The organism is Kluyvera chengduensis (assembly GCF_044197065.1).
In the GTDB taxonomy this organism is placed as follows: Bacteria; Pseudomonadota; Gammaproteobacteria; order Enterobacterales; family Enterobacteriaceae; genus Kluyvera; species Kluyvera ascorbata_C.
In genome coordinates, this window is sequence record NZ_JBIQOI010000009.1 from 83040 (window position 1) to 100470 (window position 17431).

Here is a 17431-nt window from a genome sequence, read left to right on the forward strand (position 1 = left end):
ACAAAACGGCCCGCAGGCCGTTTTCTCATAATCTGTACGCAACATACTGGAAAAGTTCCGTGTTGCAAATGCCTTTTCTACGCGATAGTGCCCGCTCCGCGGCATGGCGGTGAGGTTATGACGGTATCTTGCAAACCTTCCCACTCTTTTCGCGTGTAAGTATGCAATGCCAGCGCATGGACGGTGGACGCAAACTCCTCTGTTAACGTTCCGTAGATCATCCGATGACGATTCAGAAAGCGTTCCCCGGTAAACTTATCGCTCACCAGCACAACTTTAAAGTGGCTCTCAGAGCCGGCCGGTACGTTGTGGCGGTAGCTTTCGTCTACGACTTCCAGGAAAACAGGTTCAAACGCTGCCCTCAGTTTTTCTTCGATTTGTTCACGCATCATCATGATATTACTCCTCCGACAACGTTAAGATGCCGCCTATCCCTTTAAATGTTAGCCGCTTTTACTGATTCCATTACACGAAGGCAACAAAAAATTAGCGTTCGCGCCCTTTTATTTGTCAAGTAGATGAAGTTAACGTCTTTTACAATCGCTTCTCATCTGAAATCCTGCCACAGATTGTTCACGCGTGCAGAAAAACACCAACACGATGAAATTACATGCGTTGCCTACTTCCCCTGACCGATGGCGATGTTATGATGGCGGGAATTTTCAGTAAACAATGCGTTTGAGACCCCTAACATGTTAAAAAAAATCCTCTTCCCACTGGTAGCACTGTTTATGCTGGCAGGATGCGCAACGCCTCCAACCACGGTTGAAGTGTCGCCAAAAATCACTCTGCCTCAGCAAGATCCAAGCCTGATGGGCGTCACCGTTAGCATCACCGGTGCCGACCAGCGTCAGGATCAGGCGCTGGCCAAAGTCACTCGTAACAACCAGCTGGTCACGCTGACCGCTTCCCGTGACCTACGTTTCCTGATGCAGGAAGTACTGGAAAAACAGATGACCGCACGCGGTTATATGATTGGCCCGAACGGAGCGGTTAACCTGCAGATTATCGTTAATCAGCTGTACGCCGACGTTTCCCAAGGTAACGTGCGTTACAACATCTCTACCAAAGCCGACATCGCCATCATCGCGACCGCCGCTAACGGTAATAAGATGACTAAAAACTACCGTTCTAACTACTCCGTTGAAGGCGCATTCCAGGCTTCCAACAAGAACATTTCCGATACCGTTGATAGCGTGCTGGGCGATACCATCGCCGATATGGCACAGGACACCTCTATCCACGATTTCATCAAACAGAACGCACGCTAATCCCGTCACAGACCCGGCTTCGGCCGGGTCTGCACGAATAAAACTATGTCTGGTCACTATCTCCGTATTTTTCAGCAACCGAAATCAGCCATTCTGCTGATTCTTGGCTTTGCTTCCGGCTTACCGCTCGCCCTGACCTCAGGGACGCTGCAGGCATGGATGACGGTCGAAAATATCGATCTGAAAACCATTGGTTTCTTCTCGCTAGTCGGCCAGGCATACGTCTTTAAGTTTCTGTGGTCCCCGGTCATGGACCGCTATACGCCGCCGTTTTTAGGGCGCCGTCGCGGCTGGCTATTAACGACCCAATGTTTACTGCTTATCGCCATCGCCGCGATGGGTTTTCTTGAGCCCTCCACACAACTGCGTTGGATGGCGGCGCTGGCGGTGATTATCGCCTTCTGCTCCGCGTCGCAGGATATCGTCTTCGATGCCTGGAAAACCGACGTGCTTCCGGCAGAAGAACGCGGTGCTGGGGCGGCGATCAGCGTGCTGGGCTACCGCCTCGGGATGCTGGTTTCCGGCGGATTAGCGCTGTGGCTGGCTGATAAATGGCTTGGTTGGCAGGGCATGTACTGGCTGATGGCCGCGCTGCTGGTGCCTTGTATCATTGCCACGCTGCTGGCGCCTGAACCCAGCGACGTGATTCCGGTACCGAAAAGCCTTGAGCAGGCGGTTGTTGCTCCATTAAAGGACTTCTTCGGCCGAAATAATGCCTGGCTTATCCTGCTGCTTATCGTGATGTACAAACTGGGCGATGCCTTCGCCATGAGCCTGACGACTACCTTCCTCATTCGCGGCGTCGGATTTGACGCAGGACAGGTGGGGATGGTCAACAAAACCCTCGGCCTGTTTGCGACGATCGTCGGCGCGCTCTATGGTGGCGTGTTGATGCAGCGCCTGACGTTGTTCCGCGCGCTGCTGATATTCGGCATTTTACAGGGCGTGTCTAACGCCGGTTATTGGGCGCTCTCGGTCACCGATAAACATATTTATTCCATGGCAGCCGCGGTCTTCTTTGAAAACCTGTGCGGTGGTATGGGGACGGCCGCATTCGTCGCGCTGTTGATGACGCTGTGTAATAAGTCGTTTTCAGCGACCCAGTTTGCGCTCTTGTCGGCACTCTCCGCCGTGGGGCGTGTCTACGTTGGCCCAATTGCCGGCTGGTTTGTCGAAGCGCACGGCTGGCCCACGTTCTATCTTTTCTCTGTTATTGCCGCCGTACCGGGCATTTTACTGCTGCTTATCTGCCGACAGACCCTGGAATACACTCAGAAAACCGAGCTGTTTATGCCACGTGATAGCTACGCTGGTGCCTACCGCTTTGCGCTGCGACTGCTGCTTTTAGGTACCGCGCTGTTGGGTATCTGGTTGGTAATGCTAATTACGAATGCCCTGAACCTCACCGCACTTGAATGGTCCGGAATCGTACTCGAAGTCGGGGTGCTGATTGCCTTTGTTGGCATCGTGTTTGGTTGTCTGCTGGACTATCTTGCTCTGCGTAAAACACAGTTCCGATAAAATAAGATGAAAATGTGAAAACTACGTTGTAATCACTATCCGTAATAATAACCCGTGCATCGTATGTAAAAAAAAATATTTGTGCTTTTGTGCGCTTTAGAATTCTGGAAATTATTGGAACGTGTAAAATGCGCTTTATTTCTTTAACCGATTCAGCACCAGAGTAATTAATTTTTCGTTTTTTAATTGTCTTTTTTTTGATGATTAATTGTTAATTATTTGTATATTTTTGACAATGGTTATACCAATTGCCACCTCACACCCTTCCTCATACCCCCTTTCGTTATAACGCCCGTCAGATGGGCTTTCCGCTCGAAAAACCGACACATTTGGCAACATCTGTGACAGGTGCGGCAGAACCCGGTAACACATAACTGACAGAGTCCTAATGATGTTTACAGTAATGTAACCTTCCCGTAAAATGACCCCACACTTTAAACGCCACCAACACCCCGTGGAATTGAGGTCGTTACATGAGACTCAGGAAATACAATAAAAACTTGGGATGGTTGTCATTAATCGCCGGCACTGTATTACTCAGTGGCTGTGATTCTGCACTTCTTGACCCCAAAGGACAGATTGGACTGGAGCAGCGTTCGCTGATTCTGACGGCTTTCGGCCTGATGATGATCGTCGTAATCCCGGCCGTCTTAATGGCCGTTGGTTTCGCCTGGAAGTATCGTGCGAGCAATAAAGATGCGAAGTATAGCCCGAACTGGTCACACTCCAATAAAGTGGAAGCTGTGGTCTGGACCGTGCCAATTCTTATCATCATCTTCCTCGCCGTACTGACCTGGAAAACCACTCACGCTTTAGAACCGAGCAAACCGCTAGCCCATGATGAGAAACCAATCACTATCGAAGTGGTTTCTATGGACTGGAAATGGTTCTTCATCTACCCGGAGCAGGGCATTGCTACCGTTAACGAAATCGCCTTCCCGGCGAACGTTCCGGTGCAGTTCAAAGTGACCTCTAACTCCGTGATGAACTCCTTCTTTATCCCGCGTCTGGGCAGCCAGATTTACGCAATGGCCGGTATGCAGACCAACCTGCATCTGATCGCTAACGAAGCAGGTATCTACGACGGTATCTCTGCTAGCTACAGCGGCCAGGGCTTCTCTGGAATGAAGTTCAAAGCCATTGCAACGCCGGATCGTGCCGCATTCGATCAGTGGGTCGCGAAAGCGAAACAATCTCCGAACACCATGGATGACATGGCCACCTTCGAGAAATTGGCTGCACCGAGCGAATACAACAAGGTGGAGTACTTCTCCAGCGTGAAACCAGATTTGTTTAAAGCAGTAACCAGCAAATTCATGGATCACGGCAAGAGCATGGACATGACCAAACCAGAAGGCGAACACGCATCGCACGAAGGAATGGAAGGCATGGACATGAGCCACGCGGAATCCGCTCACTAAGGGGCCGAGGAAGAATACGATGTTCGGAAAACTGACACTGGATGCAGTGCCCTACCACGAACCCATTATCGTGGTTACGGTGGCTGCCATTATCGTCGGGGGACTTGCTCTCCTGGCGGCCATCACTTACTTCGGTAAGTGGTCCTATCTATGGAACGAGTGGCTGACCTCCGTCGACCACAAACGTCTTGGCATCATGTATGTCATCGTTGCTATCGTCATGCTGCTGCGTGGCTTTGCCGATGCCGTGATGATGCGTAGCCAGCAGGTTCTGGCCTCGGCCGGGGAAGCTGGGTTCCTACCACCGCATCACTACGACCAGATCTTTACCGCCCACGGCGTTATCATGATCTTCTTCGTCGCGATGCCGTTCGTTATCGGTCTGATGAACCTGGTGGTTCCACTGCAGATCGGCGCGCGTGACGTAGCGTTCCCGTTCCTGAACAACCTGAGCTTCTGGTTCACCGTTGTCGGTGTGGTTCTGGTTAACCTGTCCCTGGGCGTTGGTGAATTTGCTCAGACCGGCTGGCTGGCCTATCCGCCACTCTCGGGAATTGAGTACAGTCCGGGCGTAGGTGTCGATTACTGGATTTGGGCGCTTCAGCTCTCCGGTATTGGTACCACACTGACCGGTATTAACTTCTTCGTGACCATCATCAAGATGCGTGCACCAGGAATGACGATGTTCAAGATGCCGGTATTTACCTGGGCATCTCTGTGCGCCAACATCCTGATTATCGCCTCCTTCCCAATTCTGACGGTTACCGTCGCGCTGCTGACCCTGGATCGCTATCTGGGCACCCATTTCTTTACCAACGATATGGGCGGCAACATGATGATGTACATCAACCTGATTTGGGCCTGGGGTCACCCGGAAGTGTACATTCTGGTACTGCCTGTCTTCGGTGTGTTCTCTGAAGTTGCAGCGACCTTCTCCCGTAAACGCCTGTTCGGTTACACCTCGCTTGTGTGGGCAACCGTGTGTATTACCATCCTGTCGTTCATCGTTTGGCTGCACCACTTCTTCACCATGGGTGCGGGCGCGAACGTAAACGCCTTCTTCGGTATTACCACGATGATTATCGCCATCCCTACCGGGGTGAAGATCTTCAACTGGCTGTTCACCATGTACCAGGGCCGTATCGTCTTCAACTCAGCGATGATGTGGACCATCGGCTTTATCGTGACCTTCTCGGTCGGCGGTATGACCGGCGTTCTGCTGGCGGTACCGGGTGCGGACTTCGTGCTGCACAACAGCCTGTTCCTGATTGCGCACTTCCATAACGTTATCATCGGCGGTGTGGTATTTGGTTGCTTCGCGGGCCTGACCTACTGGTGGCCGAAAGCCTTTGGCTTCACGCTGAACGAAACCTGGGGCATCCGTGCTTTCTGGTTCTGGATCATCGGCTTCTTCGTTGCGTTTATGCCGCTGTACGTGCTGGGCTTCATGGGTATGACCCGTCGCCTGAGCCAACAGATTGACCCGCAGTTCCACCCAATGCTGGTTGTTGCAGCATGCGGTGCTGCGCTGATTGCCTGCGGTATCCTGTGCCAGCTGATTCAGTTCTACGTTTCTATTCGCGACCGCGAGCAGAACCGTGACCTGACCGGTGACCCATGGGGCGGCCGTACGCTGGAGTGGGCAACCTCTTCCCCTCCTCCGTTCTATAACTTTGCCATTGTGCCGCAGATTCACGAACGCGATGCATTCTGGGAAATGAAAGAGAAAGGCGAAGCGTACAAGCAGCCGGCGCATTATGAAGAAATTCATATGCCGAAAAACAGCGGTGCGGGCATTGTGATTGCCGCCTTCGCGACAATCTTTGGTTTCGCCATGATCTGGCATATCTGGTGGTTGGCGATTGCTAGCTTCGCAGGCATCGTGATCACCTGGATTATCAAAAGCTTTGACGAGGACGTGGATTACTACGTGCCGGTGGCAGAAGTCGAAAAACTGGAAAATCAGCATTTCGATGAGATTTCTAAGGCAGGGCTGAAAAATGGCAACTGATACTCTGGCGCATAACGCCCACGCGCACGAACACGGGCATCACGATACAGGACCGATGAAGATCTTCGGTTTCTGGATCTACCTGATGAGCGACTGCATCATCTTCGCCACCCTGTTCGCTACCTATGCCGTTCTGGTGAACGGCACGGCTGGCGGCCCGGCGGGTAAAGATATCTTCGAGCTGCCGTTCGTTCTGGTTGAAACTGCACTGCTGTTATTCAGCTCCATCACCTACGGCATGGCGGCTATCGCCATGTACAAAAACAACAAGAGCCAGGTCGTTTCCTGGCTTGCCCTGACCTTCCTCTTTGGTGCAGGGTTCATCGCGATGGAAATCTATGAATTCCATCACCTGATTGTTGAAGGTATGGGCCCGGATCGCAGCGGCTTCCTGTCAGCGTTCTTCGCGCTGGTTGGTACTCACGGTCTGCACGTCACCTCCGGTCTTATCTGGATGGCAGTGCTGATGGTGCAGATTTCTCGCCGCGGCCTGACCAGTACTAACCGTACTCGTATCCTGTGCCTGAGCCTGTTCTGGCACTTCCTGGACGTCGTGTGGATCTGTGTGTTCTCGGTTGTTTATCTGATGGGGGCAATGTAATGAGTCATTCTAACGATCATAGCGGCGCATCCCACGGTAGCGTGAAGTCGTACATGACAGGTTTCATCCTGTCTATCATCCTGACGGTGATCCCGTTCTGGATGGTGATGACCGGCACCGCGTCGCATGCGGCGATTCTGGGTACCATTCTGGTAACCGCTGTTGTGCAGATTGTCGTACACCTGGTGTACTTCCTGCACATGAACAGCAAGTCTGACGAAGGCTGGAACCTGACCGCGTTTGTCTTTACCGTGATAATCATTGCCATCGTGGTTGTAGGCTCCATCTGGATTATGTGGAACCTGAACTACAACATGATGGTTCACTAAGAGCGGCGAGTATGTTTAAGCGATACCTGCAAGTAACGAAGCCTGGCATCATTTTTGGCAACCTGATCTCCGTGATCGGCGGTTTCCTGCTGGCCTCCAAAGGTCACATCGACTATCCGCTGTTCGCCTGGACTCTGATCGGTGTGTCTCTGGTGGTCGCCTCGGGTTGTGTTTTCAACAACTACATCGATCGTGACATCGACCGTAAGATGGAGCGAACGAAGAACCGAGTGCTGGTTAAGGGACTGATTGCGCCAAAAACGTCGCTGGTCTACGCCACTTTGCTGGGTCTCGCTGGCTTCATGCTGCTGTGGTTCGGCGCCAACCCCCTCGCCTGCTGGCTGGGGGTGATGGGGTTCGTGGTTTATGTCGGCGTTTACAGCCTGTACATGAAGCGCCACTCCGTTTACGGCACGCTGATTGGTTCTCTCTCCGGCGCTGCGCCGCCGGTGATTGGCTACTGCGCTGTGACCGGCAATTTCGACAGCGGCGCCCTGATTCTGCTGGCGATTTTCAGCCTGTGGCAGATGCCTCACTCCTACGCTATCGCGATTTTCCGCTTCAAGGATTATCAGGCAGCGAACATTCCGGTTCTGCCGGTGGTGAAAGGCATTGCGGTGGCGAAAAACCACATCACGCTGTACATCGTGGCGTTTGCTCTGGCCACACTGATGCTCTCTTTGGGCGGCTACGCGGGGTATAAATACCTGATCGTTGCGGCAGCGGTGAGCGTCTGGTGGCTTGGCATGGCGCTGCGCGGTTACAAAGTGGAAGATGATAAGGTCTGGGCGCGCAAGCTGTTCGGCTTCTCCATCATCGCCATTACCGCGCTATCCGTGATGATGTCCGTCGACTTTATGGTGCCGAATTCTCAGAACCTGCTGACTTACGTCTGGTAAAGAGACATCGTTTGAAAAAAACCTCGCTTCGGCGGGGTTTTTTATTGCCTGAAGAAAAGCACCCAATATTGATGTTTTCCTAAAAAATGACGAGGCCAGCGTTTTGGCAGCTCATTCGAAGGGAAGAGGTATAGAATCGCGGCGGGTGCTTGAGACTGTTTGTCTTGAGCATGATGTGAAAGGCAGATAGACAAAAGCCCCAGATAACATTCTGCGTCCTGCAAGACGCTTAACATTAATCTGAGGCCCCTAATACCAAACAGAATTAGGTTAGCCTCTTACCGACCTTCGGGTCAAGGAGAAGTAGCCTATGAAACGGAACAAGGTAGTGATTGTTGCCCTGATCGTCCTCTGTATTACCGTCGTGATGTCGGTACTGGTCACACGCAAAGATCTTTGCGCGGTCCGTATCCGCAGCGGACATACAGAGGTCGCCGTCTTCACAGCCTACGAATCTGTTAAGTAAGAGACCCGGCGGGGAGCCATCCCCGCCACTCTTGATGTTGCCAGGTATTCTCAACGCACCCAATTTTTCACCTGACTAGCCCACCAGCATCGCCTGCGCGCTATACAGCAGATCCAGATGATCCCGGCACATCGCCTCCAGCGTGGTACGCGACTGGTGGCTGGTCAGACTCAACGCCCCCCAGTACAGCCCTTCCCTATCGGCAAGCGGTACGGCTATCACCAGCATGCCTATCTCAAACTCCTGTTCAATAGAGGCGTATCCCTGACGACGAACCTGAGCGATACGCTCCATCAATGTCGGTACATCCGTCACTGTGTAAGGCGTCCGATGTTCGCGGATCACTCGCTGTAACACGGCCTCGCATTCAGCTTCAGGCAACGAGGCTAACCACAAGCGACCGCCCGCGGTGCAGTGAATCGGTACTCGTTCACCCAGCCGCACAGAGGTTGAGTTAAACGGCGTATGTTTGCTGCGAGCAATATAGACCAACTCGTTGTCATCAATCACCCCAACCGACGCGTGCTCCTCTGTACGACTGGCAACATATTCAACAATAGGCCGCACCATGCGCGGGAACTGCGCGGAATCGACATAGGCCTGTCCCAGACGTAGCGTTTTCGCCATCAGCCAGTAGTAGCGCCCGTCGGTATCCAGATAGCCATCGTGGACCAGCGTCAGGAAAAATCGGCGAGCCGCGCTCTGCGTCAACCCGCTCATTTTCGCCGCCTGCGGTACCGTCAGCCGTGGGTTCGCCTTCGAAAAAAGCTGGATCAGCGCCAGCCCTTTTTGCAGCCCCACGATCAAATCGCGCTGATGAATCTCGTTTTGCATAGCTGTTCACACTTTTGCAACAGAGGAAGTCAATTACTGCGATTATCGCACTGTCGGTGCGATTAACAACCAACCTGTCCGAATTCTGCGTTGTCGCTCACCGCTTCCACTGAAATACTCAAGCAACAGTTTGTTAACAAATGAGGTGAACAATGGTCAGCGGATTTACTCAGGTCGTCGCCGTTATCGGGCATCCCATTACCCAGGTGAAATCACCGGAAAACTTTAATCACTACTTTGCCAGCCAGAGCATGGATAAGGTAATGATCCCGGTCGATATCGCGCCGGAAGCCGTTGCCGACTACCTGAATGCCCTGCGCGGCTGGCAGAACATGAGCGGCATTCTGGTTACCGTGCCGCATAAACAGCGCGTGGCCGAACTGCTTGATACCCTCACGTCTCGCGCCCGCCATCTCAACGCGGTTAACGTCGTACGCAAACTGGCAGATGGTCGTTTAGAGGGTGACATGCTGGACGGCGTCGGTTTCCAGCGCGCAGCTGAAGCTCACGGCTTCAAGCCCGCTGGCAAACGCGCCTTGTTATCAGGCTGCGGCGGCGTTGGCAGCGCGATCGCCTGGGGGCTATGCGAAGCGGGCATCAGTCATCTCGCGCTTTACGACCGCGATGACGCCAGCCGTCAACGTCTGGAAAATCGTTTAGCGACCCATTTCCCTACCGTTCATATCACTCCCCTTCCCGACTCGCTCTCGGAGATTGATCTGCTGGTCAACGGTTCTCCCGCTGGCATGACGGGCTTCGACGCGCTGCCGTTAAGCCAGACGCTACTGGAGACATTAACGGCGGCCACTCACGTCGCCGACGTCGTCACCGCACCGGTTATCACCCCGCTACTGGCCTTTGCCACTGCCCGCGGTTGCCGTACGCAAACAGGCCCGGAAATGGCGCTGGCACAGATGCAACTTATGGGGCAGTTCATCGGGGCCATTACGCCACCAGACGAGGTCGCACCATGAAAAGCTGGGATGTGATCGTGATTGGCAGCGGCGCCGCGGGCTTTGCCGCCGCCGTTACCGCCTGTTGCAAAGGCCTCTCGGTGCTGATGCTTGAGAAAGCCCCGCACTTTGGCGGGACGTCAGCGATTTCCGGCGGTGCGGTGTGGATTAACGACACCGACCAGGCTCGTCGTCTGGGTAAAAGCGGCTCGCCAGAGGCAATGAAAACCTACCTGCGCACCATTATTGGCGAAGAAAACTATCGCCCTGACATGGTTGATGCCTTTGTCCATGCCGGGCGAGAAGCGTTGGCCTTTCTCGAGCAGGAAGGTGCGGTGAAATACAGCCTGCGCCCGCTGTCACCGGACTACTATCCGGATGAACCCGGCGGTGTGGACGTTGGCCGCGCGCTGGAAGTGGTGGAATATGATGGCCGAGAGCTGGGCCAACATTTTACTGCCCTGCGCTCACCGCCGCCGGGGATGCTGCTGTTTGGCGGCATGATGGTTAACCGCGTTGATATCCAGCACTTCCTCGATATGCGCCGCTCGTGGCGCTCGTTCCGGCACTGCACAACGCTGCTGCTCCGCTACGGGCGTGACCGTCTGCGTCATCACCGCGGAACCCGTCTGGCAATGGGCAACGCGCTGATTGCACGCATGGCGACGTTAGCGCTGCGTAAAGGGCTGGAGCTGGAACTTAACGTGACGGTGAAATCATTGGTCGAACAAAACGGTCACGTGACCGGCGTTAAAATCGAACGCGATGGCCAAGCGCTCACCTTACACGCCCGTCGAGGCGTTGTACTTGCCGCTGGAGGCTTTGCCGCCGGGCGCATCGCACCACAGTTTCGCCCGGCGACGCAGCAGCACTACACCATGTCTCCCGCCACCAACGACGGTGCGGCATTCCAGCTGGGGCTTAGCGTTGATGCCCGACAAGGCGCAGATCTACCGTCAAACTTTTTCTGGGCACCGGTCTCCGTACTGCGCCGTCCGGACGGCAGCGAAGAACGCTTCCCACATCTGGTGACCGACCGCGCCAAACCGGGGGTCATTGCAGTTAATCAACGCGGCGTACGTTTCGTCAACGAATCAAACTCCTACCACCATTTCGCCAGCGCCATGCAGCAGCAACCGGAAAACGCCCCGTGCTACCTGCTCTGTGATGCGCAGGCAATGAAGCGCTATGGTCTGGGGCTCGCTCGCCCGGCACCGGTGAACAACGATGCGCTAGTGAGTGCTGGCTATCTGCATCAGGCCGATAGCCTGAACGAACTGGCTCAGCAGTTAGGTCTGGACCCACAGCAGCTTGAGCAAACCGTTTCCCGCTACAACCAGCACGCGGCAAATGGCAGCGACCCGGAGTTTCATAAAGGCGGCAACAGCTATAACCGCGCGATGGGCGATGCCGCCCACGGCCCGAACGCCTGCAACGCGCCGCTGTTAAGCGCACCGTTCTACGCCATCAAGCTCTTTACCGGCGACTTAGGCACCTCACGTGGGTTGGTGACCACCGCCGACGCGCAGGTCATCAACCAGCAAGGTCAGCCTATTGGCGGCCTGTATGCGGTCGGCAACGATATGGATTCAATGATGGCGGGTACCTACCCCGGCCCAGGCATCACCCTCGGCCCGGCGCTCACCTTCGGCTATCTGGCCGCAATGCATATGACAAAAACATCCCCACTCACTTCAGGAGAAGCCGCATGATCTACGAAAAACGCACCTACACCATCAATCCACTGAAAATGGCCGACTGGCTGGCGCTGTACAAAAGCGACGCCTATGCGGTACAAACCGAACACCTCGGCAAGCTGATTGGCTTTTTCTTTACCGAAATCGGCGTGGTCAATCAGGTGGTGCATATCTGGGCTTATGAGAGTCTGGATGACCGTCTGGTGCGCCGCGCGCGTATGTCTCAGGACGAACGCTGGCTAACCTTCTCGCGGAAAAACCGCGAACTGGCAGCGGTTGAACGTCTGGAATCGGTGTTGATGCGTCCCACCGACTTCTCGCCGCTGCAATAAGGAGCACCCCATGAGCAGGCATGTAGAGGTAGATATGCTGGTGATTGGCTCCGGTGCCGCCGGGCTTTCTGCCGCCGTCACCGCCGCGTTGCACGGCGCGCGGGTGCTCGTCGCCGAAAAGGAATCGACGATCGGCGGCACCAGCGCATGGTCAGGCGGCTGGCTGTGGATCCCGCAAAACCCGCTGGCCCGCGAGGAAGGCATAATAGAAGACGATGCCGCCCCGCTGAGCTATCTGCAGTCTGAAATGGAGGGCCGTCCCGCCGATGCACGCCTGCGCACCTTTTTACGTTATGGGCCGGAAATGGTGGATTTTTTCCGTCAAAACACCGCCGTACAGTTTCTGTCCGGCAGCAAAATGCCGGATTTTCATAACAGCGCAGGCTTTGCCGCCGGTGGCCGCTCCGTCACCGCACAACCGTACGACGCTCGCGGGTTAGGCGACTGGCTTCACCGTCTGCGCCCGCCGCTGGAGACCATCAGTCTTGCCGGCATGGGCATTGCGGGCGGCGCTGATATGGCGCATTTCTTTAACGCCACGCGCTCACCGCGATCGGCACTGTATGCCGCCCATCGCCTGGCACGCCACGGCTGGCAGCGTCTGCGCTATGGTCGTGGTCGTCATCTGGTCAACGGTAACGCGCTGGTCGCGCGTCTTCTTCGCTCCGCGCTGGACGCTAACGTGAGCTTCCAGCTCAACGCGCCGGTCACGCGTTTACTACAGGATACCCACGGTGTGATCGGCGCCATTCTCAATGGCGATGACGGCGAAATTCAGGTTAACGCCCGTGCGGTCGTGCTGGCGTGCGGCGGTTTTCCTCACGATAAACAGCGGCTAGCCGAACAGGTGCCGCACGCGGCGCAGGGCTACGGCCATTTCTCCGCCGCGCCGCCGGGAAACCAGGGTGACGGCATTCGCCTTGGCGAAACCGCAGGCGGTCAGTTTGACGGTTCACTTAAGCACCCGATGGCATGGGCGCCGGTCTCTCGCGTCTCGCTCGCCAGTGGGCTACAGCTGGCGTTTCCCCACCTTGTTGAACGCGCCAAACCGGGATTTCTCGCCGTGCGCAGTAACGGCAAGCGCTTCGTCAACGAGGCCGATTCCTACCACGATTTTATTGCCGCGCTGCTGGACGCCACGCCGGAAGGCGAAAAGCCGGTGGCCTGGCTGATTGCCGACAGCCGCGCGCTGCACCGCTACGGCCTGGGTCACGCACGCCCCACGCCGTTCCCGGTGAAAGCCTGGCTGCGAACCGGCTATCTGCAAAGCGCCGATACGCTGGAGGCATTGGCACAACAATGTGGTATCGACGGTTCCGCGCTCAGCGATACCGTCAAACGCTTTAATGGCTTCGCCCGACAGGCGCGTGATGATGACTTCCTTCGCGGCGCATCGGCCTATAACTGCGCACAGGGTGATGCCAGCCACCAGCCCAACCCGACGCTGGGCGAGCTGAAACAGGCACCTTACTTCGCGGTGCGCATTCTACCCGGCTCGCTTGGCTCATTCAGCGGCCTGAAGACCGACGAACAGGCGCGCGTTCTGAATGCCGAGCAACACCCTATCCCCGGCCTGTTCGCCGTGGGTAACGATATGTCGAGCGTGATGCAGGGGTTCTACCCCAGCGGCGGCATCACGCTGGGCCCCGCCATGACCTTTGGTTACCTGGTGGGGAAAAATCTGTCCGCCAATATAACTTCATAAAAAAACACGCATTTAGCCAGGGAAAGGCGCCAAACATAACAACAAACCTTACCTGCAACTGTACTGGAGTCTGTATGAATATGCGTTCTCTCTCCCTTGCCGCACTGACCGTGCTGGACGTTTCACCGCCGGAACAGGTGCGTATCGCCGCGCTCACCGGCTACAGCCACGTCGGCATTCGCCTGCTGCCCGCGACGCCTGATGATCCCGATTACGACATGCTTGGCGATACGCGTACGGTACACGAAACGCTGGCGGCGCTTCGCGACACCGGCATTCGCGTCTCCGACGTGGAAATCGTACGCCTGACGCCGGATTTCAGCCTCGATGCGCTGCGTCCGTTCCTGGAAACCGCCGCCCGGTTGGAAGCCCAGCAGGTGCTGGTCGCGGGTAATGACGATAACCTTTCCCGCTGCGCAGAGAACCTGGCGAGGCTGGCACAGGCGGGAGAAGCCTACGGCCTGACCATGAACCTGGAACCGATGCCGTGGACCCATCTGCCCACGCTTGCCAGCGCGCAAAAGCTGATTTCCGCTAGCGGGCAGCGCAACGTCGGCATTCTGGTCGATGCCATTCACTTCTGGCGAGCGGGCGAGTCGTTGGAGGCGCTGAGCGCGCTCGCGCCAGAGCAACTGAACTATATGCAACTCTGCGATGCCCCGGCGCGAATACCCACAAATACCCAAGAGTTGATTTATCAGGCCCGCAGCGCGCGCCGCGTTCCGGGTGAGGGTGAGCTGGATCTCCACGGGTTGCTTGCAGCGCTCCCGCCGACCATTCCCGTTTCGGTAGAGGTGCCGTTAGCCGGTGCTCAGGGTGCACTACCGGCACAACAACGCGCTCAGCTGCTGTTTAACGCTGCACAATCTTTCCTGTGAACAGGAGCTCGCCATGTCACAGACACAACGCCTGGATGTCAGAGAATTAATTAACACCAACCCGCTCAGCCGCTACCAGAAACTGGTCATCTTTCTCGGATTTTGCGTCATTGCGCTGGACGGTTTTGATATCGCCATCATGGGTTTTATCGCCCCAACGTTGAAACAGGAATGGGGCGTCAGCAACCATGAGCTCGGCTTTGTTATCAGTACCGCGCTGATTGGCCTTGCACTGGGCGCGCTCTTCTCCGGCCCGCTTGCCGACTGGCTGGGACGCAAAAAAATCATCATCAACAGCGTATTCTTCTTCGGTTTCTGGACTATCGCGACGGCATTCTCCCAGAATATCGAACAGATGATCTTTTTCCGCTTTATGACCGGCCTCGGACTAGGCGCCGCGATGCCTAACATGAGCACGCTGGTTTCAGAGTACGCACCGGAACGCCAGCGCTCATTTATCATCACCGTTATCTTCTGCGGATTTACCTTTGGCGCGGCCATCGGCGGGTTTACCGCCTCGTGGCTTATTCCACAGTTTGGCTGGCACTCACTAATGGCGCTGGGCGGCGTGCTGCCGCTGTTATTCGCCCCGGTTCTGATATGGAAGCTGCCGGAATCGGCGCGCTTTCTGGTGATTAAGCAGGCCCCCGCCGCGCGAATACATGCCATCCTTCAGCGATTTTTTCCCGGTCAGGTCAGCGAAAATGCCAGCTTTATTCTGCCGCAGCAGCCGATTAAGAGCAGCGCCATGCGCATTGTGCTGTCACGCGAATATCTTTTCGGCTCGCTGATGCTCTGGATGGTCTACTTTATGGGGCTGTTCCTGGTCTATATCCTCGGCAGTTGGCTACCAACGCTGGTGAAAGAGATAGGGCTGACCGTCAGCCAGGCGGCAATAATGACCGCCATTTACCAGGCTGGCGGCACCATTGGCTCATTGTTTGCTGGCTGGTTGATGGATCGAATTGAACCGCACCGGGCGCTGGGGATTATCTTCGCCGTGGGCGGCCTGTTTACCATGGCGATTGGCTACGCGGGGGTGAATTTCCCGTTGCTGTGCCTGCTGGCGTTCGTCAGCGGCGCCTGTCTTAACGGCGCGAATACCGGAATGAACGCCCTTTCCGCCCGCTTCTACCCCACCCAGGCCCGCGCGACCGGTTCAAGCTGGATGCACGGTGTCGGGCGAATCGGCGCCATTCTTAGCGCGTTTGCCGGTGCGGAAATGCTGGCGCTGGGGCTCGATTTTAAATCGGTATTCCTGATCCTCGGTATTCCCGCCGCGCTGACCGTCATCGGTCTGGCCGCCAAAGGCTACTGGGCGGCAAGCCCTGCTAACGAGAAATCCACCGTCCCCACCACTCTGAGGAGCCCATCATGAATCGCATCCGTCTTGCCGTCATAGGCGCGGGCGCTATCGGCCGCAAGCATATTGAGGTCATTCAGCAGATGCCTGAAGCGGAGCTGGTCGCGCTGGCCGATCCGTCACCCGCGGCCCAGGTGCTGGCAACATCGTTGGGTGTCGCGTGGTATGCCGATATCAATGACATGCTGGATCAGACCAAACCGCAGGGTGTCATTAACGCTACACCCAATACCCTGCACGTGCCGTGCGCTATCGCCTGCGTAGAGCGGGGGATTCCAGTGCTGGTAGAAAAACCGGTCGCCGAATCGCCAGAACGCGCGCAAGTACTGGTCGATACCGCAGCACAGCATGGCGTTCCCGTTCTGGTCGGCCACCACCGGCGGCACAATGCGCTGACGGCGGCGGCAAAGTTACTTATCGACAGCGGCGAACTTGGCAATATTGTGGCGGTTTCAGCGCACTGGATCCTGCAAAAGCCCGATGACTACTTCGACGTCGCCTGGCGTCGTGAACCGGGCGCTGGGCCGCTGCTGGTAAATCTGGTCCACGATATCGATCTGCTGCGCTATCTTCTCGGCGAAATTGAGGAAGTGCAGGCAATAACCAGCAACGCTGGGCGCGGTTTCGCCAACGAAGACAGTGCGGTAGTGAATCTACGCTTTGCCAGCGGTGCGCTCGGCAGCGCAGTGCTCAGCGACTGCGGCGTCAGCCCGTGGAGCTGGGAGATGAACTCGGCAGAGAATGCGATTTATGCCCATACTCCGGAAAACTGCTATCTGATTTCCGGCAGCAAAGGGGCGCTGGCGATTCCGCAAATGCGCTGGTGGCGCTACGGTGAACAGCGTGGCTGGCATGCCCCGTTATTACAAGAAACGCTCGCCGTTGAAGCTATCGATCCCTTTATTCTGCAGTTGCGCCATTTCCTGCAGGTGATCGTCGGTGAGGCCGAACCAATCATTGATGCGGCGGATGCTTTGCGCTCACTGAAAGTGATCGACGCCATTCGACAAATATCGCAGAAAGCCGCCTGACCAGGCGTTGACTCCGGCGGCCTTCGTGCCGCCGGGTTATTGTTTATGTCTCTATTCCGCACAAATGATTCAATAATGTAATATTTGTTAATTAACCGTCTGTTTACCCTGCCCTCTCC

General features: G+C 55.8%; 17 protein-coding genes. 15 read left to right on the top strand and 2 right to left on the bottom strand.

The window, feature by feature from the left end; translation table 11 throughout:
* Positions 1 to 77 precede the first annotated feature (77 nt).
* Positions 78 to 395 (bottom strand): transcriptional regulator BolA, encoded by a 318-nt coding sequence (bolA, locus tag ACH1XZ_RS19125; protein ID WP_035894301.1) that lies wholly within the window; start codon positions 393 to 395, stop codon positions 78 to 80.
* Between the two features lie 297 nt (positions 396 to 692).
* On the opposite strand from bolA, the gene ACH1XZ_RS19130 reads away from it, so the two are divergent.
* The 8 genes from ACH1XZ_RS19130 to ACH1XZ_RS19165 all read left to right on the top strand — a co-directional run bounded on the left by ACH1XZ_RS19130 (position 693) and on the right by ACH1XZ_RS19165 (position 8519).
* Complete coding sequence (locus ACH1XZ_RS19130; RefSeq protein WP_185667149.1) at positions 693 to 1271, top strand: lipoprotein; 579 nt, start codon at positions 693 to 695, stop codon at positions 1269 to 1271.
* Between the two features lie 45 nt (positions 1272 to 1316).
* Positions 1317 to 2792, top strand: a complete 1476-nt coding sequence (ampG, locus tag ACH1XZ_RS19135; protein WP_395596749.1) for a muropeptide MFS transporter AmpG — start codon at positions 1317 to 1319, stop codon at positions 2790 to 2792.
* Positions 2793 to 3265: 473 nt separating this feature from the next.
* Positions 3266 to 4213: a cytochrome o ubiquinol oxidase subunit II gene (gene cyoA, locus ACH1XZ_RS19140; protein WP_035894297.1), complete on the top strand. Its 948-nt coding sequence runs from the start codon at positions 3266 to 3268 to the stop codon at positions 4211 to 4213.
* A 19-nt stretch (positions 4214 to 4232) separates the two neighbouring features.
* Positions 4233 to 6224 (top strand): cytochrome o ubiquinol oxidase subunit I, encoded by a 1992-nt coding sequence (gene cyoB, locus ACH1XZ_RS19145; protein ID WP_333499007.1) that lies wholly within the window; start codon positions 4233 to 4235, stop codon positions 6222 to 6224.
* Positions 6214 to 6825, top strand: coding sequence for a cytochrome o ubiquinol oxidase subunit III (locus tag ACH1XZ_RS19150; RefSeq protein ID WP_035894295.1), 612 nt, complete (start codon positions 6214 to 6216; stop codon positions 6823 to 6825). The genes cyoB and ACH1XZ_RS19150 overlap by 11 nt, the downstream gene beginning before the upstream one ends.
* On the top strand, positions 6825 to 7154 hold the full coding sequence (locus ACH1XZ_RS19155) for a cytochrome o ubiquinol oxidase subunit IV (RefSeq protein WP_035894294.1): 330 nt from the start codon (positions 6825 to 6827) through the stop codon (positions 7152 to 7154). The genes ACH1XZ_RS19150 and ACH1XZ_RS19155 overlap by 1 nt, the downstream gene beginning before the upstream one ends.
* Before the next feature lie 11 nt (positions 7155 to 7165).
* Entirely contained in the window at positions 7166 to 8053 is an 888-nt protein-coding gene (gene cyoE, locus ACH1XZ_RS19160) for a heme o synthase (RefSeq protein ID WP_035894291.1), read from the top strand.
* Between the two features lie 310 nt (positions 8054 to 8363).
* Positions 8364 to 8519: a Hok/Gef family protein gene (locus ACH1XZ_RS19165; RefSeq protein WP_035894290.1), complete on the top strand. Its 156-nt coding sequence runs from the start codon at positions 8364 to 8366 to the stop codon at positions 8517 to 8519.
* A gap of 75 nt (positions 8520 to 8594) precedes the next feature.
* Here the strand turns inward: ACH1XZ_RS19165 and ACH1XZ_RS19170 are convergent, their stop codons facing one another.
* On the bottom strand, positions 8595 to 9353 hold the full coding sequence (locus ACH1XZ_RS19170; protein ID WP_395596750.1) for an IclR family transcriptional regulator domain-containing protein: 759 nt from the start codon (positions 9351 to 9353) through the stop codon (positions 8595 to 8597).
* A 152-nt stretch (positions 9354 to 9505) separates the two neighbouring features.
* Here ACH1XZ_RS19170 and ACH1XZ_RS19175 point away from each other — a divergent pair, with 152 nt between their 5' ends.
* From ACH1XZ_RS19175 to ACH1XZ_RS19205, 7 genes are all read left to right on the top strand, one after another.
* On the top strand, positions 9506 to 10327 hold the full coding sequence (locus tag ACH1XZ_RS19175; protein ID WP_395596751.1) for a shikimate dehydrogenase family protein: 822 nt from the start codon (positions 9506 to 9508) through the stop codon (positions 10325 to 10327).
* Positions 10324 to 12018: an FAD-dependent oxidoreductase gene (locus ACH1XZ_RS19180; RefSeq protein WP_395596752.1), complete on the top strand. Its 1695-nt coding sequence runs from the start codon at positions 10324 to 10326 to the stop codon at positions 12016 to 12018. Before ACH1XZ_RS19175 ends, ACH1XZ_RS19180 begins: the two co-directional genes overlap by 4 nt.
* Positions 12015 to 12335 (top strand): NIPSNAP family protein, encoded by a 321-nt coding sequence (locus ACH1XZ_RS19185; RefSeq protein ID WP_395596753.1) that lies wholly within the window; start codon positions 12015 to 12017, stop codon positions 12333 to 12335. Before ACH1XZ_RS19180 ends, ACH1XZ_RS19185 begins: the two co-directional genes overlap by 4 nt.
* A gap of 10 nt (positions 12336 to 12345) precedes the next feature.
* Complete coding sequence (locus ACH1XZ_RS19190; RefSeq protein WP_395596754.1) at positions 12346 to 14040, top strand: FAD-dependent oxidoreductase; 1695 nt, start codon at positions 12346 to 12348, stop codon at positions 14038 to 14040.
* 74 nt (positions 14041 to 14114) lie between these two features.
* Positions 14115 to 14918 (top strand): sugar phosphate isomerase/epimerase family protein, encoded by an 804-nt coding sequence (locus ACH1XZ_RS19195; RefSeq protein WP_395596755.1) that lies wholly within the window; start codon positions 14115 to 14117, stop codon positions 14916 to 14918.
* A 13-nt stretch (positions 14919 to 14931) separates the two neighbouring features.
* Entirely contained in the window at positions 14932 to 16296 is a 1365-nt protein-coding gene (locus tag ACH1XZ_RS19200) for an MFS transporter (protein ID WP_395596756.1), read from the top strand.
* A complete protein-coding gene (locus ACH1XZ_RS19205) occupies positions 16293 to 17312 on the top strand; it encodes a Gfo/Idh/MocA family protein (protein WP_395596757.1) in 1020 nt (339 codons plus the stop codon). The genes ACH1XZ_RS19200 and ACH1XZ_RS19205 overlap by 4 nt, the downstream gene beginning before the upstream one ends.
* The last annotated feature ends 119 nt before the right edge of the window (positions 17313 to 17431 follow it).

Excerpts from the sequence above, each read along its gene's own strand:
- ACH1XZ_RS19180 (WP_395596752.1), top strand. The coding sequence starts at position 10,324 with ATGAAAAGCTGGGATGTGATCGTGATTGGCAGCGGCGCCGCGGGCTTT.
- ampG (WP_395596749.1), top strand. The coding sequence starts at position 1,317 with ATGTCTGGTCACTATCTCCGTATTTTTCAGCAACCGAAATCAGCCATT.
- ACH1XZ_RS19130 (WP_185667149.1), top strand. The coding sequence starts at position 693 with ATGTTAAAAAAAATCCTCTTCCCACTGGTAGCACTGTTTATGCTGGCA.
- ACH1XZ_RS19170 (WP_395596750.1), bottom strand. The coding sequence starts at position 9,353 with ATGCAAAACGAGATTCATCAGCGCGATTTGATCGTGGGGCTGCAAAAA.
- ACH1XZ_RS19175 (WP_395596751.1), top strand. The coding sequence starts at position 9,506 with ATGGTCAGCGGATTTACTCAGGTCGTCGCCGTTATCGGGCATCCCATT.
- ACH1XZ_RS19165 (WP_035894290.1), top strand. The coding sequence starts at position 8,364 with ATGAAACGGAACAAGGTAGTGATTGTTGCCCTGATCGTCCTCTGTATT.
- ACH1XZ_RS19200 (WP_395596756.1), top strand. The coding sequence starts at position 14,932 with ATGTCACAGACACAACGCCTGGATGTCAGAGAATTAATTAACACCAAC.
- ACH1XZ_RS19190 (WP_395596754.1), top strand. The coding sequence starts at position 12,346 with ATGAGCAGGCATGTAGAGGTAGATATGCTGGTGATTGGCTCCGGTGCC.
- ACH1XZ_RS19150 (WP_035894295.1), top strand. The coding sequence starts at position 6,214 with ATGGCAACTGATACTCTGGCGCATAACGCCCACGCGCACGAACACGGG.
- ACH1XZ_RS19195 (WP_395596755.1), top strand. The coding sequence starts at position 14,115 with ATGAATATGCGTTCTCTCTCCCTTGCCGCACTGACCGTGCTGGACGTT.
- ACH1XZ_RS19185 (WP_395596753.1), top strand. The coding sequence starts at position 12,015 with ATGATCTACGAAAAACGCACCTACACCATCAATCCACTGAAAATGGCC.
- cyoB (WP_333499007.1), top strand. The coding sequence starts at position 4,233 with ATGTTCGGAAAACTGACACTGGATGCAGTGCCCTACCACGAACCCATT.
- ACH1XZ_RS19155 (WP_035894294.1), top strand. The coding sequence starts at position 6,825 with ATGAGTCATTCTAACGATCATAGCGGCGCATCCCACGGTAGCGTGAAG.
- bolA (WP_035894301.1), bottom strand. The coding sequence starts at position 395 with ATGATGATGCGTGAACAAATCGAAGAAAAACTGAGGGCAGCGTTTGAA.
- cyoE (WP_035894291.1), top strand. The coding sequence starts at position 7,166 with ATGTTTAAGCGATACCTGCAAGTAACGAAGCCTGGCATCATTTTTGGC.
- cyoA (WP_035894297.1), top strand. The coding sequence starts at position 3,266 with ATGAGACTCAGGAAATACAATAAAAACTTGGGATGGTTGTCATTAATC.
- ACH1XZ_RS19205 (WP_395596757.1), top strand. The coding sequence starts at position 16,293 with ATGAATCGCATCCGTCTTGCCGTCATAGGCGCGGGCGCTATCGGCCGC.